This window comes from bacterium (genome assembly GCA_036524115.1).
Classification (GTDB): domain Bacteria; phylum JAUVQV01; class JAUVQV01; order JAUVQV01; family DATDCY01; genus DATDCY01.
On the sequence record DATDCY010000315.1, the window covers coordinates 90,644 to 106,031 of the forward strand.

The window sequence follows — 15,388 nt, forward strand, 5'->3', positions numbered from 1 at the left end:
GCTTCATGCCGCGCTCTGGCACCGTTTTCACGATGACAGCGCTTGGACAGAGCAGGGTCCCCGAGACGAACGGCACCACGGCCGGCCGCGCCTACGTCGACGCCTATGACCAGATGCAGGCGGAACACTGGCGGCAGGGCTGGCTTGGGACCGAGGATCTCCTGCTCGAGGGCGTCACGAGCGGATCGGCGCTGGAAGTCGGGTCGGGGCCTGGCTTTCTCGGCCTGGATTGGCTGCTGCGGACGAAGGGCACCGTCCTCGTCGGTCTTGACATCAACCCCGACATGGTCGGGCTCGCCGTGAGACACGCGCGGGAACTGGGACTCGGCGACCGCGTCGGGCACGTCCTCGGCTCCGCGGCGGCGCTGCCGTTCGAAGACAACTCCTATGACGCCGTCTTCACGAACCGCTCGCTGCACGAGTGGCTCGACCCAGGTCTGGTCTTCGCCGAGATGTGGCGGGTCCTGAAACCCGGCGGCAGGATGTTCGTGTCCGATCTCCGCAGGAACCTCTCTCCCAAGGCCCGCTACTTCCTCGAGAGCTGCGTGACCTCCGAGCTGGTCAGGGAAAGTCTCCGTGCCTCGATCGGCGCCGCCTACAACGTCGCGGAGGTGTCGGCCATTCTGGCGGCGGCGGAACTCGGCGACGTGGCGGTCGCCGAGACGATGCTCGGGTTGCGGGTGACGGGGGTCAAGCCGGCCTGATGCGCGCGCCCGGAGGGGGGTCTGCCGGCGGCGCGGCCAGCGGCGGGCCCAGGAAGCGCGAGAAGTGGAACCACTCGAGGGGCCGCGATCGCACCTCGGCTTCCAGCAGGTCGGCGTAGGCCTGCGCGGCCTCCCGCACGACCTCGCGGCGGCGCTCGCGGCTCGCGGCCGGCAGCGGCAGGGGGCCGCGCAGGGCGAAGTGGTACTGTCGCGGTGCGCGCCGCGCCGCGAAGAAGACATACAGCGGCGCCCGCGCGACCAGGGCCAGCATGAACGGCGCCTCCGGCAGGCGCACCTCGTGACCCGCGAAGCGCACGGGCAGCCCCTCCCGGTCCTCGCGCCAGTCCAGGTCGCCGGCCATGGAGACGAAGCCGCCGGAGCGCAGGAAGGCCGCCCCCTCGACGAGATCGAAGGGCGAGCCGCCGTCCTCGCCCACGACCTGCAGGCGGACGCCGCTGGCCGCGAGGTCCTCCTTCTGCAGGCGCTCGATGTCCTCCTTGGCGCGCCGGCCGACGTAGAGCATCAGGCGCAGCTCGGGGAGGGAGCGCCGCAGCAGGCGCGCGCCCATCTCCCAGGCGCCGAGGTGCGACATGAGGAGGATGCCGCCGCGTCCCTCGGCCAGCGACGCGTACAGGTGCTCGCGGCCTTCGAAGGTGAAGCGGATGGCGTCGCCGCTCTCGAGCAGCAGGCGGTCGAGGTAGACCGTGGTGAACGTCTGGAACTGCCGCCAGGCGCACCACCAGGCGTGCCAGCGGCCGCGGCCGGGGAACAGGGCGCGGTAGAACGCGGCGCTCACCGCTGCGCGGCGGGGGAAGAGCACGAAGTAGCCGGCGGCGACCACGCGGGCGGCGACGCCGAAGAGCCAGGCGCCGAAGACCCGCGACGCGGCTGCGAGGAGACGATAGAAGAGACGCGGCACGCCCCGGAAGACGCGGCGCACGATCAGGCGGGCGAAGGTGTCCGAGTTGCGGCAGAAGTCCACGAAGGGCCGGAAGTGCGAGATGCGCTCGGCGCCGAAGTAGCGCACGCTCACCGGCGTCTCGATCGCCGGCAGCCCGGCCCAGGCGGCCTTGACCAGGACCTCGACCTCGAACTGGTAGCGCCGGGCGCGCAGCTCGAGGGCGAGGACCTCGGGGAGGGGGTAGATGCGCAGGCCGCTCTGGCTGTCGAGCACCCGGGGGCCGCCCGCCGCGCGGACCCAGAAATTGGAGAAGCCGCGCCCGAAGCGGCTGGTCCACGGGGCGCCCTCGCTCGCCATCTGCCGGCGCTGGCCGACGACGATCGGCCGTTGCCCGGCCGGGATGGCCGCGATCAGGCGCGGGATGTCCGCCGGGTCGTGCTGGCCGTCGGCGTCGAGCGTGACGGCCCAGTCCGCGTGCTCGGCCGCGGCCCGGAAGCCGGTGAGCAGCGCCGCGCCCTTGCCGCGGTTCACCGGGTGCCGCAGCAGGCGCACCTGCGGCAGGGCCTCGATGCCGTCGACGCCGCCGTCCGTGGAGCCGTCGTCCACCACCCAGACCGGCCAGCCCAGCGCCGCGGCCGCGCGCACGACCTCGCGCGCCGTGCGGCCGTGGTTGTACACCGGCACGACGACCGCGAGTCTCATGTGAAGGCTTCGGGGAGGAAGGCGATCGCCCAGGTGCCCGGTCCCATGTGGGCGCCGGAGGTCAGGGAGAGGGGGCGCACCAGGATCGAGGCGCGCGGCAGCAGCGCGCGCACCTCCCGGGCGGCGACCTCCTCGACCCAGGGCCGGTTGTCGGAGTACTGCAACAGGATCAGCGGCGCGGACCCGGGGGGAAGCGCCGCCTCGAGCCTGCCGCGGGCGAACGCCACCTGGTCCTCGCGCCGGTGGACCACCCCCACCTTGACCGCGCCCTCGGCCAGCGGCGAGACGACCGGCTTCATGCGCAGGAGATCGCCAAAGAAGCCCTGGGTCTTCGAGATCCGCCCGCCGGCGGCCAGGAACTTGAGCTGGTCGAGGAAGATGAACTCCTGGGCGTGCGCGAGCGCCGCGCGGGCGAACTCCCGCACCGCCTCGACGCCGTGGCCCGCGCAGGCGTGGCGGGCGGCGGCCAGCGCGACGATGCCCAGGCGGCCGGCGGCGGTTCCGGTGTCGACGATGCTCAGCCGCCCCTCCGGGTCGTTCGCCGCCTGCCAGGACGTCGCCGCCGCGACGTTGCCCGTGTAGTACGACCCGACGCAGAGGTAGAGCACGTGCCGGTGGCGGCTGACGGCGCTCAGGTAGCTCTGGTGCCTCTGGAACACCGACGCCTGCGCCGTGGAGACCCTCGTCCCGCCGGCCATGGCCTCGTAGAGGGTCTCCGGGGCCACCAGCGTCTCGGGCCAGGACTGGTCGCCCAGCACCAGGTAGCTGTCCAGGACGGTGATGCCGAGGGAGGCGGCGTCCTCCGCGCCGATCGAGCCGGCCGCATCCGTCATGACGTGCACGGCCTGCGATGCGCGCGCGGCTGGGACGGCCGCAGCGGCGATCCGCTCCTCGCGCCAGGAGATCACGGGACCGATCTGGGCCAGCCCGCGCCGCAGCGCGTCCCGGTCGCCGGTGTGCAGGTGGATCTTCACGCCGCCGGTCCCCTCGCTGACCACCACGCTCTCGCCCAACGTGCCCAGCAGCTCCCGCGCTTCGTCCGCGTCCCTGTCGGACCCCACCAGGGTGCTGACGCAGTAGCCGGCCTGCGCCTCCTCCGGGCGCCAACGCTCGGCCACCGCGAGCCCTGTGCTGAAGCGCTCGGTCACCGGACGCGCCTCGCCGCGCCCCGCAAGCTCGTGGAGGAGGGTCTCGACGAAGATGAACATGCCGAGGGCGCCGGCGTCCACCACGCCCGCGCGGGACATCTCGGGGAGGATCGTGGCGGTCGCGGCCACGCTCTTCTCCAGGACCTCGACGATGTCTTCCGCGTCCCAATCCGACGGCGGCACCGACCCGGGCGGCAGGGCGCCGGCGAGGTCGTCGAGCAGCGTGAGCATGGTGCCCGGCTTGGGGTCTGCCACGGCGCGGCGCGCCTCGCCCGCCCCTCGGCGCACGGCCGCGGCCAGGTCTTCGGGGGCCTGTGCCTCGAGAAGGGGCCGGAGGAAGGCGGCCGCGATGTTGCCGGCGTTGCCCGTCGCCGCCCCGAGGATCCGCCGGGCCGCCTCCCCGGGACGGTCCGGCAGCAGGCGCAGCGGCGCGAGGCTGACCCTGAGGTTGCGGCCGGTGTCGGCGTCGGCCACGGGAAAGACGTTGATCGCGTCGAGCAGGTCCGACCAGGCCGCGAGGCGCTCGTACCCCTTGACAAGGGCGCTGCCGAGGCGCCGGTCCATCAGAATCCCAGCGCCTGCCGGATGTCTTCGGGGATCGTGAACTCCATCTCCATCGTCGCGTAGCGCACCGCGAGCTGCTCGCTGGTGCCGCGGGCGCAGAGGATGCCGCCGTCGACCTTGCGGATCTCGAAGGACATGCCGATCTTGTACTGCGCCTCAGTCACGGCGGCCCGGCAGACGAACTCGTCGAAGGCCCGCAGCGGGGCGATGTGCTTGAGGGCCGTGCGCGTCACCGGGAAGGCGTACCCCTTCTCGATCATGTAGGCGTAGAGATCGACGCCGCGCTCCGCGAAGAGGCCGAAGCGCGCCACGTCGAAGTACTTCAGGTAGTTGCCGTGCCACACGATGCGCAGGGGGTCCACATCGTGGAACGGGACCCTCATCCGCAGTTCGTAGACCGCTCCCATGGCCCCAACTCTATCGCATGTCCTCACCGGGGAATGCAATCCTTTGGTGCCGAACTCACTGGAACATCCCCCATCTTCGAGGGACAGGGGATGAGCTCCAGGGTCAGGCACAGGCACACTTGCCTCACGACCGGTGCAATGCCATAATTCAACAGTTCACAAGGCGATAGTTTGCCTCTCCTCGGGTGGACTCGGCAACGGGCCGAGAGTTGCGCGTCGTCCGGCACTGACAGCGCGATCACTGGAAGGAGGGTTCTCGTCGCTGTCCAGGACAGATCAGAGTTGATCCGCCGATCCTGAAGAAGGTCTTTGGAGAGCTCGAATTCTGGTATTCCGCAAGCATCAAAGGAGGCAGTCATGAGAAGTGGCGTGAATTCCGCCTCTCGCTTGTCAGGTCTAGTCATCCTCGGGGCCGTGCTGGTCGGGTGTGCGGGGGGGCAACAGTCAGCACGCCAGGAAACCTCTCCACAGTCGACTGCAGCGAGCACCGTCCAGAAGCTGAGCAGAAAGTACTCTCAGGTTGTCTTCAGCGGTGTTGAGGTCCCTCCCCAGATCGCCAAGGACTATCCGGAAGCTGCCGATCATTGCAGGGACGGCGCAATTGCCGAACTGAGGAAGAAGGGCTTGTTTGACAAGGTTGAAGCGGCTTCCGGGGAGCAGACCTACGGCAGCGATACACTCGTGGTGCGGACGAAGATCGAGGATATGCGATTGGTCAGCCGTTCCGCCCGCTTCTGGGGCGGTGCCTTCGCCGGGAAATCCAGCATGACGTTGAATGTGGAACTGGTGGAGGCGGGAACCGGGAATGCCCTGGGCACGCAAAAACTGTCAAGTTCGAACAATGCCTGGGGTGCATCCTGGACGTTTGGCAGCAGCGACGCCTCCCTGCCCTCCGACATGGGCGCTGTCGTCGCGGAGTATGTTGCCTCCGTCATGCCCAATTGATCTTTCCGCTCTACACGCGGACCTCGCGGCGGAAGCGCTCCGGGCCGACGATGAACTGCACCGTGGCCAGCGACCCCAGGATCGTGCCCAGGATGCCGGGAGCCAGGACGCTCTGGCCGGCCAGGAAGAGGCCGCGCAGGGAGGTGCGGTTGAGCAGGGCGGCCGAGAGCATCTGCCCGGTGGAGCGCATCACGCCGTAGGCCGAGCCGCCGGGGCTCGCGACCCAGTCCCGGATGGTCAGGGGCGTGGAGACATCCAGGAGGCGCGCGTCGCCCAGGGGGCCGATGATCTTCTCCGCCTCGGCGATGACGCGACCGCCGAAGTCCGTCTTGGCCTGCAGGTAATCGTCGCCCCGGCGGCCGCTGAGCGTGTGCTGCCAAGGCTGCCACAACTCCTCGTGGCCGGAGGTGAGCACGGAAAGCAGATTCTGGTCCGGCCGTTCGCTCGGGCGCAATTGCAGGTACATCAGGTCCCGGGCGTCGCCGACGGCGTCGGTCTGGACCGCGTAGAGATTGTGCGCCATGGCCGGCCGCCGCTCGGCCGGCACGAGGGCGTGCACTGCCGCCACGCTCCGCGTGTCCGTGAGGCCCAGGATGCGTTCCCGGTAGGAGCACTGGGTGCTCTCGGGGGCCAGCAGCTCCACCATGGCCTTGGGGTGCAGCGTGCTGACGACGAGGGGCGCGTCGACGCGCTCCCCCGACGCCAGGGTGACGCCCTGCACGCCGCCGCCGCCCGTCCGAATGCGCGCCACCCCATCCCCCGTGCGAACCGTGCCGCCCAGGGCGGCCAGGCGCCGGGCGCAGACGTCGGCCATGTGCGCGCCGTTGCTGCCCAGGCGCCACGACGAGGAGAGATAACTCGCCAGCGTCATCGTGTGATAGAAGTGGGGGCAGTCCGCGGGCGGGACCCCGATCAGGACCGACGGCAGGCCGAACACCGCCCGCAGCCCCGGCCGGCAGCCGAGGCCCTCGAGTATGCCTCCGAGAGGTGCGGTCTGCTCGAGCCAGTGCTGCGTCGGCTCGGAAGAGTAGAGAAAATCCAGGCGGTCGAACTGGACGGCGCTGCGGCGCAGCAGCTCCATCAGGGCGTCGATCTGGCGTCCCTGGTCCGGAAATGCGGCCCCCAGGGCGGCCTCGTAGGCCTCGAAACCGGCCGGCATGTCGAACGTGGCGATGCCGAGGCCCGGGTTGGTGAACAGATAGCGGTCGACGGGCCCCTCCGTGCCCATGCGCACCAGCGGCAGCTCGCCCGTGATGCCCAGGTAGTCGAAGCAGCGCCGCAGGATCTGCCCCTCGTCCAGGGCGCCCAGGTAGTGCACGCCGACGTTGCAGTGCACGCCCTGGCGCACGTAGCTGCGCATCATCCCGCCGGGCTGCCGGTTCTTCTCCAGCACCGTGACGTCGAAGCCCAGCCGCGCCAGGATGATGCCGGCGCTCAGGCCGCCGATGCCGGAGCCGATGACGAGCGCCTTTCCCCCTTCGTGTCGCAGTCTTCTCATGGGGTCGCCATGACGGGGCGCTGTATGAGTTCTCCCAGCGGCAGGACCGCCAGGCCCTGCGCCCGGATGCCCGCGAGGATGCGGTCCACCTCCGAGAGCCAGACGTCGGCGCCGGCAGGGTCCCTGGGCGCGACGTCGTGCAGCATGATGATGTCCTCCGACCGCAGGCGCTCGAGGATGCGCCGGGAGAGGCGGGTGACGCTGCGGTTGCCGCGGTCGGCGGCGCGCCTGCTGAAGTTGACGACGTAGAGGCCCGTGCGCGCCAGGGCGGCGGCCAGCCGCGGGTTGGTGACGCCCACCGGGGGCCGGAAGGCCAGCGGCCGGAAGCCGAGCTGCCGGAAGACCTCCTGCGCGCCTTCGATCTCCCGGACCAGGGCGCCGGTGCTCTTGAACATGATCAGGTTGTCGTGGCTGTACGAGTGGTTGCCGACGGTGTGCCCCGCATCGAGGATGGCGCGGACCAGCCCGGGATGACTCTGCGCCTTCTGCCCGGTGATGAAGAACGTGGCCGGCGCGCCGTGACGGGCCAGGAGATCCAGCAGCCGGGAGGTGGTCTGCGGGTCCGGCCCGTCGTCGAAGGTGAGGGCCACCGCCGGCCGGCCGGAGCACCCGCGGCTGACGATGGGCAGGAAGAAGCTGAACGCCGGGAAGAGCGGCGCCGCCAGGCACAGCACCAGGAACAGCGCGGGCGGGACGAGGGCCACGCGCGCGCTCAAAGGCAGCAGCACGACCGCCAGCGCCAGCGCGGCCAGGCCGGAGCGTTCGGCCAGGGTGAGGCTGCGTCGAGCGCCGCTGGAGGCTTGCATGTCAGGTGGGGCCATTGCACCCGTGGGCGGGCGGGGCGTCAGATCGCCAGGATGAGCACCAGCAGCGCCATGAGGTGCGCGCCGATGATGGCCCAGCGGTTGCGGTGGTAGAAGGCGTCCAGCTTCTGCAGGTTCCGCAGCCCGCCCAGCAGCCGGCGCACGCGGTCCAGGGGAAGGTAGCGCTCGTTGTCGGAGGGCGAATTGCTCTGGAAGGCGAAGGAGGGATAGAGGGCGAACGCGCGTTCGTCCCTCAGGTCCCTCAGGAAGTCATCGTAGGGCACGCCGCGCCAGGGGCGCGCCATGAGGCGCTCGGCGAACCGCCCGCTGATCGCGTAGGCGTGCGTCAGGCTGCGATAGCGTACCCGGATCACGCCCGGGAATGGCGTGCGCCCGCTGGACTTGACCATGCAGCCGAGGAAGAACAGGTGCCAGTCCGGTTCGGCGGCGAGAAACGCGGTGCAGCGCTCCAGGGCCGCGGCGCTGAAGCCATCGAAGAAGATGTCGTCCTCGAAGATCAGCATCCGCCTGGCGCCGGCGGCCAGTCCCCTGGCCATGCACTGCAGGTGCGACTCGTAGCAGCCCTGCTCGCGGTCGGTGGGGTGCCTCGGCACGACGACGAACTCGACCCGGTCGGCCAGGCCGACCCCGGCGAACTGAGCCGCGGCCTCGGCGCGGCGGTCGGGCCGCTCGGCCAGCGAGATGCAGTAGATCTTGTCAAAGAATTCCCAGCCTGCCACCATGCTCACCGATGTCGACACATTCTTCCCTCAGCGCCGCCGCGATTGTATATGAGGTGTTCATGCGGGGATACCACCGCCCAGTCCCTCTCGCACCGTTCGCCGGACCGTAGATGAAGATCGTCCTGGTCCATCCCGCCGGCTCCAACTGGGTCCCCGGCAAGAAGGACGTGGCCGCCGTGGCCAACCGCATGGCGCCGCTGGGCCTGCTCTCCATCGCCGCCTACCTGGAGCGCGAGGGGCACGCCGTCACCGTGATCGATTGCCTGGGGCCGCACCCCGCCGGCGCGCAGGAGACCGCACGGCGCATCCTGGCGTGCGGCCCCGACCTCGTCGGCTTCTCCGCCACCACGTCCGGCTTCCTGGACGGCCACGACCTGGCCGGCCGGCTCAAGGAGGCCCGGCCGGATCTGCCGATCGTCTTCGGCGGGGTGCACATCTCGGCTCTCGGCGCTCCGTTGCTGGACGACTACGCCCACATCGACTATCTCTGCATGGGCGAGGGTGAGCGCACCCTGGCCGAGCTGGCAGGCGGGCGGCCCCCCGCCGAGATCGACGGGCTGGCCTGGCGCGACGGCGGCCGCGCGGTGGCCAACGCGCCCCGGGCGCCGATCGCGGACCTGGACAGCCTGCCGTTCCCGGCCTACGAGAAGCTGGCCGGCTTCCCCGAGGGCTACAACCTGCCCCTGTTCAGCTTCGTCCAGGCCCCCGGGGCCACCATGGTCACCAGCCGCGGCTGCCCCTACCAGTGCTCGTACTGCGACCGCTCGGTCTTCAAGCAGGGTTTCCGCTACAACTCCGCCGACTACGTCTACGCCCACATGCAGCACCTGCGCACGCGCTTCGGCGTGCGCCACGTCAACATCTACGACGACCTCTTCACGCTGAACCGCAAGCGCATTGCGGCGCTCTGCGAACTGCTGAGCGCGCGGCCCCTGGGGATGCAGTTCAACTGCGCCGTGCGCGTGGGCCACGCCGACGACGAGCTGCTGGCGATGCTCAGGCGGGCCGGCTGCCTGATGGTCTCGCTGGGCATCGAGACCGCCGACCCGGACCTGCTGGCGCAGCACAAGCCCGGCGTCTACCTCGAGGAAGTCCGGGAGACGGTCCGGCGCATCCAGGCCGCTGGTCTGCGCGCCAAGGGCCTCTTCATGATGGGACTGCCCGGCGAGACCGTGGCCTCGATACGCACGACCAGCGATTTCGTCATCTCCCTGGGCCTGGACGACATGAACATGGCCAAGTTCACCCCGTTTCACGGCGCGCCGCTGTGGAAGACGATCCGGGAGGAGGGCCGCCTCGACGAGGACTGGCGCCGGATGAACTGCCTCAATTTCGTGTTCGTGCCCAGGAGCATCGACTCGCGCGAGACGCTGGACCAGCTCTACAACACGCACGTGAAGCGCTTCTACTCGGACCGGGCGTGGCGTCGCAGGTTCCGCCGGCGGCTGTGGCAACACCGCCGCAGCCTGTGGCACCTGCTGCGGCACCTGCCGGACTTCCTTTCCGCGATGCGGACCTTCGAACCGTGACGCGCCTGCAAAGACCCCATCTGCGGCGTTGGGCTGCGTCCCTCCTCACTGCGGCGTACGACAACGTACGCCTCATTCGTCGGGACTTGCCCGCCTTGCATCTGGGGCCTCTGCAAGCGCGTCAACGTTTTGCGCGCCCGTGGTGCGCGGGGATCGGGCTCCTGGCGGCCGCCGTCGCTCTCGCCTGGCCGGGCGGCGCCCGCGCCGAGCAGGCCCTGCGCCCGCGCTGGGAGATCGGCGCCGGCGTCGCCGCGTTTTCCATGCCGGCCTATCGCGGCTCGAGCGAGCAGCGGGGCTACCTCCTCCCGGTCCCCTATGCCGTCTACCGGGGGGAGGTGCTGAAGGTCGACCGGGAGAAGGTCGCCGGGATGCTCTTCTCGAGCGAGCACGTCAAGCTGGACATCAGCATGAGCGGGTCGGCCCCGGCTTCGAGCGACGGCCTGGAGGCCCGCCGGGGCATGCCCGACCTCGCGCCGTCGTTCGAGGTGGGACCGCAGCTCGACGTGATCCTGTCGGAGCGCGATCGCTGGCGCCTCGACCTCTACCTGCCGGTGCGCCGGGTGGTGGCGGTCGACGGCTCGGGACTGCACGCCATCGGCTGGGTGGCCAACCCGTCGCTCGGTCTCGCCGTCAAGGACGTGGGGCCGGGAGGGGGCTGGGAGCTCGGGATCTCGGGCGGCCCCCTCTGGGCGGACGCGGAGATGCACGGGTACTACTACGGGGTGTCCCCCGAGTACGCCACCGCTGACCGGCCTGCCTACCGGGCCCGCGGCGGATACAGCGGCACGGCGCTGACCGTCAGCGCGACAAAGCGCTTCGATCGCCTGTGGGTGGGCGCGTTCGTGCGGGTCAATCTCCTGCAGGGCACGGCCTTCGAGGGAAGCCCGCTGGTCGAGGAGCGCACCGGCTATCTCGCGGGCCTGGCGGTCTCCTGGGTGCCGCTGCAGTCCCGCGACCTGGTGCTCTCGGATTATTGACCGGGCCGCGGATCCCCCGGGGAGACGGCGCCGGGCCGCGGGCCGGCCTCGGCGCCGGAGGCCAGCCCGCGATCCTGAAGGCTCCTAGAAATTGTCGTCGAGTCGGAAGAGCAGCACCGCCGCGCCCCGGAACCCGTTCCTGGTGCCGTCGCCGTCGTCGTAGTCCGTCTCCCACGAGTAGCCGCTGAACTCGTACCCCGCCTCGAGTCCCAGCGTCACCACCGGCCCGAGGTTGAAGTTCACGCCGAGCGCCGGCCCGATCCCGATCCCGAAGTCCTGGAAGTCTCCGTTGAAGTCGCTGTCGTACCCGTAGGCGAGACTGATCTGCGGGCCGATCCAGAGCCGGAAGGGCGCGGTCCGCACCACTCCGAAGCCGAAGGTATTGGTCATGACCATCCGGTCGATCTTGAGGTCCCGGTTGCCCTGCCCATCTTCGACGGTCTCCCGCTCGTACCCGAGGGCGAGACGGTAGTTGAAGATCCGATCGGCGGCGACGTTCGTGTCGAGGACGAAGTTCAGGCCCGTGGCCTTGAAGTCGTAATCCTCGTCGGGCTCGTCGAGACTGAGCGTGCCGCCTTTGACATCGACGCCCACCCCGATCCCGACTGCGCGAGCCGCGGTGGGAAGACACAGCGACACCGTCACGAGGGCGAGCAGTGCCAGTACCAAACCCGTCCGACGCACGTTCATGCATCCCTCCTCTGTTGTGTCCCGAGGCCGCGTCACGGGACCACCCCGTCACGCCAGGCCGCGGCACGGCAAGACCGACGATCGTCTTTCTTCAGCGACGCGAAGTCGTCGCGAGCGGGGTTCCTCCGGAGGTCCCCCGAGTCAGGATGGGAGGCATTTTCGGGTCGGGGTCCGGGTCTGTCAAGCAACTCCTGCCCGGAGGCGGTCGAGGGTCGTTCTTGACTTTGGCCCGGGACGTCATAGGTTTGTTCCTGAGGGTGCCTGATGTGCCGCGCACCCTGGCCGCAGCAGACAGCAAGAGAGGAGGACTCAGCATGAAGATCGCCATCCGGTTCGCTCTCGGTGCCGTTGTCGTCGCAGCACTCGCGGGCCCCCTGTCCGCCCAGCAGCCCGCGCAGGAGCCTGCGCCGCCGGCCGCGAAAGAGGCCGCGCAGGCCGCGCAACCGGCCGCCCAACAGCCCGCCGCCCAGCCCGCCCCGGAGGCGAAGCCGGAGGTCAGCCCGGAGGTCAGGAAGCTGATCAAGGGCGAGATCAAGCAGGCGGTCGCCGTGCTCGGCGCCGACGGCATCCAGCGGGTCGAGATCCTCGGGGGCGGCTACTTCTACAACCCGAACTACGTCATCGTGAAGGTCAACGTCCCCGTCGAGATCACCTACAAGCGGGAGCCCGGCTTCGTCCCGCACGACTTCGCGATCAAGGCACCGGATGCCGGCATCAACTTCTCGGAGTCGATGGACACCAAGCCGAAGGTCGTGAAGTTCACCCCGACGAAGACCGGCGTCTATCCCTTCTACTGCACCAAGAAGCTGCTCTTCTTCGCCAGCCACCGCGACAAGGGCATGGAGGGCGCCCTCGAGGTCCGGTAGGGCGTTCCGGGCGGCGCCGCGGAGGGGGGCAGAGACGGATGAAGGAACTCGTTCCCGTTATTCAGGTCCTTCACGCCGTCTTCAACGCGGCGCTCTTCGCGGCGTTCATCGTGCAGGGGACGCTCGGGTGGCGCATCCGGCGCAGGCGCCTCTCCGGGGCGTCCCCGGATTTCGCGGCGGTCAAGAAGCACCGCAGCCGCGGCCCGCTCCTCGCGAAGCTTGCGGTCGCGGGCTATCTCGCCGGCCTCGTCACCGCGTACCTGCATCGCGGCACGCTGGTCACCGCCCCCGCGCACCTCGCCGGAGGGACCATCCTCCTCGCCTGCTGCTGGGTGGCGGTCGTCCTGGGAGGGCGCATCCGCGGCCCGCAGTCGCCGGCGCGCACGCAGCACCTGGCGGCAGGGGGCGCGACGCTCGTCGCGTTCGTCGTCCAGGTCTTCCTCGGCCTCAACGTCCTGCTCTAGCGTGGCCGCTGAAGGAGCCTGATCGGACGAGCGCTCCTTGACTTTGTCCCGGGGCGCCGGGAGAATCCTCGGCGCGATGCGCGCGCACCAACTCCGATCGGCCCGCGGCGCGGGCGCCATGCTCGCCCTGTCCCTGGTGGCCGCGGCGGCGGGGGCGGGCGCCGCGACGACCGACGAGGTGCTGGCGCGGCTGGCCCGCGAGGCCGCGCGCGTCGAGACGCTGCAGGCGGGCATCGTCCAGGAGAAGCGCCTCGAGATGTTCCAGGACACCGTGACCTCGCGGGGGCGCTTCGCCTACCGCCGCCCCGACCGGCTGCGCTGGGAGCTGACCGATCCGGTCGCGACCGGCTTCGTCATCGCCGGCTCGTCCGGGCGGCGCTGGCACGGGCTCACGGGCAGGACGGAGCCGTTCACGCTCGAGAGCGACCCGATGATGAAGGTCGTGGCCGGGCAGCTGCTGGCGTGGGCGCACGCCGACTTCGGCGCGATGCGCCGCGACTTCCGGATCGCCGTCGCCTCCGAGGCGCCGGTCACGCTGCAGCTCGAGCCGCTGGCGGCCAACGCGTTCGTCGCGCGGGTGACGATGGTCTTCGCGGCAAGCGGCGACCACGTCGAGTCGGTCACCGTCGAGGAGAAGGGGGGGGACCGGACGGTCATGCGGTTCACCGACGTCGAGGTCAACCGGCCGCTGCCCGATGGACTCTTCTGAGCCCGCGGTCCCACCCGCGGACTCGCCGCTCGCGAGGCTTTTCGAGCGGCTTCACCGCCGGCTCGCCGGCCGGCGCGCAGTCCTCGCCGCCGCCATGCTGGCCCTGGTTGCGGCGGCCGCCCTGGTCGCGGCGCGCGCGACCATCCGCGAGGACATCGGCGCGATGCTCCCCGACGAGCGCTCCGCCGTCGGGCGGGACTTCGAGCTCTTCTCCGGCACGCCGCTCGCCCGCACCGTGCTCGTGGCGCTCGTCGCGCAACCGGGGACCGCGGCCGGCGCCCTCGACGAGGCGGCGCAGCGCGTCGAGGCCGCGCTCGGGCCGCCGCTGTTCTCGCCCCGTCCGTCCCCGCCCGACCCGGCGCACGTCGCCGCCCTGCTGCCGCGCGCCCTCCAGGTCATGGCCGAGCCCGGCGACCTGGAGCGCCTCGCCGCGCTCGGCCCCCGGGACGTGGCGGGAAAGCTCGCCGCCGCCTACGAAACGCTGCTCTCGCCGCAGGGCATCGGGGCGAAGGCCTTCCTGCGGAACGATCCGCTCGGCGTCGCCGGGCCGATCCTGGCGCGCTTCACGCCGTCCGGGATGTCCCTCGAGGGCGGCGGCCAGCGCCAGCGCGGCCGGGACGGGCGCAGCCTGCTGCTGACCTTCGACTCGCCGGTGCCGATGACCGACTTCGGCAGGGCCCGGGAGGTCGACGCGCTGCTGCGCACGACCGCCGCGGCGCTGCCGCCGGGCGTCGCGATGCACGCGGTCAGCGGCCACCGCTACACGGTCGCGAACGCGGAGGCGATCCGCCGCGACCTGGCCGTGATCATCTCGGTCTCGTCACTTGCGATCCTCGGCATCTACCTCTGGTTCCTGCGCAGCCGCCTGGCGGTCTTCGTCTTCCTCGTGCCGATGACGGTCCTCGTGCTCGCCACGGGCGGCATCTCGCTGCTGCCCGGCGGGGTGTTCGCGATCACGCTCGGCTTCGGCGGCGTCCTGCTCGGCATGACCGACGAGTACGCGAGCTACGTGTTCTTCGCGACCCGGCTCGGAGGCGCGGATCAGGCGCGCGCCGTGGGCGCGGCCGCGCGTCCCGTGGTGATGGGGGGCCTCGCCACGGCCACCTCCTTCGGGGTGATGGCCTTCTCCACCCTCCCGGGACAGCGGCAGCTCGGCATCTTCGGCCTGCTGGGCATCGTGACCTCGGTGCTGATCTCGCTCATCGTGCTTCCGCACTTCGTCGCGCCCGGCACGGCCCCCCTGCCGCCGCTGCCGCGCCCGCTGCCGCTTTCCGCGCGGCTCGTGCTGCCGGTGTGGATCGCGCTGCTCGTCCTGAGCCTCGCCGGCGCGACCCGCGTGCGGTTCGACGGCTCGATGGCCTCGCTCGGCTTCGTCACGCCCGAGCTGCGGGCGGCCGAGCGGGAGATCGGGACGGTCTCGGGCGACCTTGGGGGCAAGGCCGTGGTCTTCGCGCGCGGCGCCACGCTCGCAGAGGCGCTCGAGCGCAACGAGGCGGTGTACCGCCGCCTCGGCGGCACGCTGGCGCCGGCGGAGATCGTCAGCCTCGCCCCCGTGGTTCCCGGCGCCGGGACGCGCGAGCGACGGCAAGCCGATTGGCTGGCCTTCTGGCGCGGGCCGCAGGGAACGCGGCTGCGCGAGACGCTGCGCGCCGAGGCCGCGCAGCTCGGCTTCTCCGCCGAGGCCTTCCGCCCGTTCCTCGACGCGACCGCGCTGGCCCAGCCAGCGCCCGACCCGGAC

The 15,388-nt window shown here is 71.0% G+C and carries 15 protein-coding genes; 8 read left to right on the plus strand and 7 right to left on the minus strand.

Features of this window, described 5'->3' with window-relative positions:
- Window positions 1–32 precede the first annotated feature (32 nt).
- A complete protein-coding gene (locus VI078_15255) occupies window positions 33–704 on the plus strand; it encodes a class I SAM-dependent methyltransferase (protein HEY6000643.1) in 672 nt (223 codons plus the stop codon).
- Here the strand turns inward: VI078_15255 and VI078_15260 are convergent.
- From VI078_15260 to VI078_15270, 3 genes are read right to left on the minus strand one after another with little or no spacing between them, the layout of a single operon-like run.
- Entirely contained in the window at window positions 691–2,307 is a 1,617-nt protein-coding gene (locus tag VI078_15260) for a glycosyltransferase (protein HEY6000644.1), read from the minus strand. The genes VI078_15255 and VI078_15260 overlap by 14 nt on opposite strands.
- Window positions 2,304–4,019: a DegV family protein gene (locus VI078_15265; GenBank protein ID HEY6000645.1), complete on the minus strand. Its 1,716-nt coding sequence runs from the start codon at window positions 4,017–4,019 to the stop codon at window positions 2,304–2,306. The genes VI078_15260 and VI078_15265 overlap by 4 nt, the downstream gene beginning before the upstream one ends.
- The gene (locus VI078_15270; GenBank protein ID HEY6000646.1) at window positions 4,019–4,426 is read right to left on the minus strand and encodes a thioesterase family protein; all 408 of its coding nucleotides are present in this window, start codon (window positions 4,424–4,426) and stop codon (window positions 4,019–4,021) included. Before VI078_15270 ends, VI078_15265 begins: the two co-directional genes overlap by 1 nt.
- A 357-nt stretch (window positions 4,427–4,783) precedes the next feature.
- Between VI078_15270 and VI078_15275 the strand changes: the two genes are divergently transcribed.
- Window positions 4,784–5,371, plus strand: a complete 588-nt coding sequence (locus VI078_15275) for a DUF4410 domain-containing protein (GenBank protein HEY6000647.1) — start codon at window positions 4,784–4,786, stop codon at window positions 5,369–5,371.
- A gap of 10 nt (window positions 5,372–5,381) precedes the next feature.
- Here the strand turns inward: VI078_15275 and VI078_15280 are convergent, their stop codons facing one another.
- From VI078_15280 to VI078_15290, 3 genes are read right to left on the minus strand one after another with little or no spacing between them, the layout of a single operon-like run.
- Window positions 5,382–6,869 (minus strand): NAD(P)/FAD-dependent oxidoreductase, encoded by a 1,488-nt coding sequence (locus tag VI078_15280; protein HEY6000648.1) that lies wholly within the window; start codon window positions 6,867–6,869, stop codon window positions 5,382–5,384.
- Window positions 6,866–7,675, minus strand: a complete 810-nt coding sequence (locus VI078_15285; GenBank protein ID HEY6000649.1) for a polysaccharide deacetylase family protein — start codon at window positions 7,673–7,675, stop codon at window positions 6,866–6,868. Before VI078_15285 ends, VI078_15280 begins: the two co-directional genes overlap by 4 nt.
- 38 nt (window positions 7,676–7,713) lie before the next feature.
- Window positions 7,714–8,421: a glycosyltransferase gene (locus tag VI078_15290; GenBank protein ID HEY6000650.1), complete on the minus strand. Its 708-nt coding sequence runs from the start codon at window positions 8,419–8,421 to the stop codon at window positions 7,714–7,716.
- A 104-nt stretch (window positions 8,422–8,525) separates the two neighbouring features.
- On the opposite strand from VI078_15290, the gene VI078_15295 reads away from it, so the two are divergent.
- On the plus strand, window positions 8,526–9,944 hold the full coding sequence (locus VI078_15295; GenBank protein ID HEY6000651.1) for a radical SAM protein: 1,419 nt from the start codon (window positions 8,526–8,528) through the stop codon (window positions 9,942–9,944).
- Between the two features lie 95 nt (window positions 9,945–10,039).
- Entirely contained in the window at window positions 10,040–10,921 is an 882-nt protein-coding gene (locus VI078_15300; protein ID HEY6000652.1) for a MipA/OmpV family protein, read from the plus strand.
- Window positions 10,922–11,005: 84 nt separating this feature from the next.
- On the opposite strand, the gene VI078_15305 is transcribed toward VI078_15300, so the two are convergent.
- A complete protein-coding gene (locus VI078_15305; GenBank protein ID HEY6000653.1) occupies window positions 11,006–11,611 on the minus strand; it encodes a hypothetical protein in 606 nt (201 codons plus the stop codon).
- Window positions 11,612–11,925: 314 nt separating this feature from the next.
- On the opposite strand from VI078_15305, the gene VI078_15310 reads away from it, so the two are divergent.
- From VI078_15310 to VI078_15325, 4 genes are all read left to right on the plus strand, one after another.
- Window positions 11,926–12,477, plus strand: a complete 552-nt coding sequence (locus VI078_15310; protein HEY6000654.1) for a hypothetical protein — start codon at window positions 11,926–11,928, stop codon at window positions 12,475–12,477.
- Window positions 12,478–12,515: 38 nt separating this feature from the next.
- Entirely contained in the window at window positions 12,516–12,941 is a 426-nt protein-coding gene (locus VI078_15315) for a DUF4079 family protein (GenBank protein ID HEY6000655.1), read from the plus strand.
- A 76-nt stretch (window positions 12,942–13,017) separates the two neighbouring features.
- Window positions 13,018–13,650: an outer membrane lipoprotein carrier protein LolA gene (locus tag VI078_15320; protein HEY6000656.1), complete on the plus strand. Its 633-nt coding sequence runs from the start codon at window positions 13,018–13,020 to the stop codon at window positions 13,648–13,650.
- Window positions 13,637–15,388 (plus strand): hypothetical protein (locus VI078_15325; GenBank protein ID HEY6000657.1); only part of this gene is annotated, 1,752 nt, incomplete at its 3' end. The genes VI078_15320 and VI078_15325, both read left to right, overlap by 14 nt.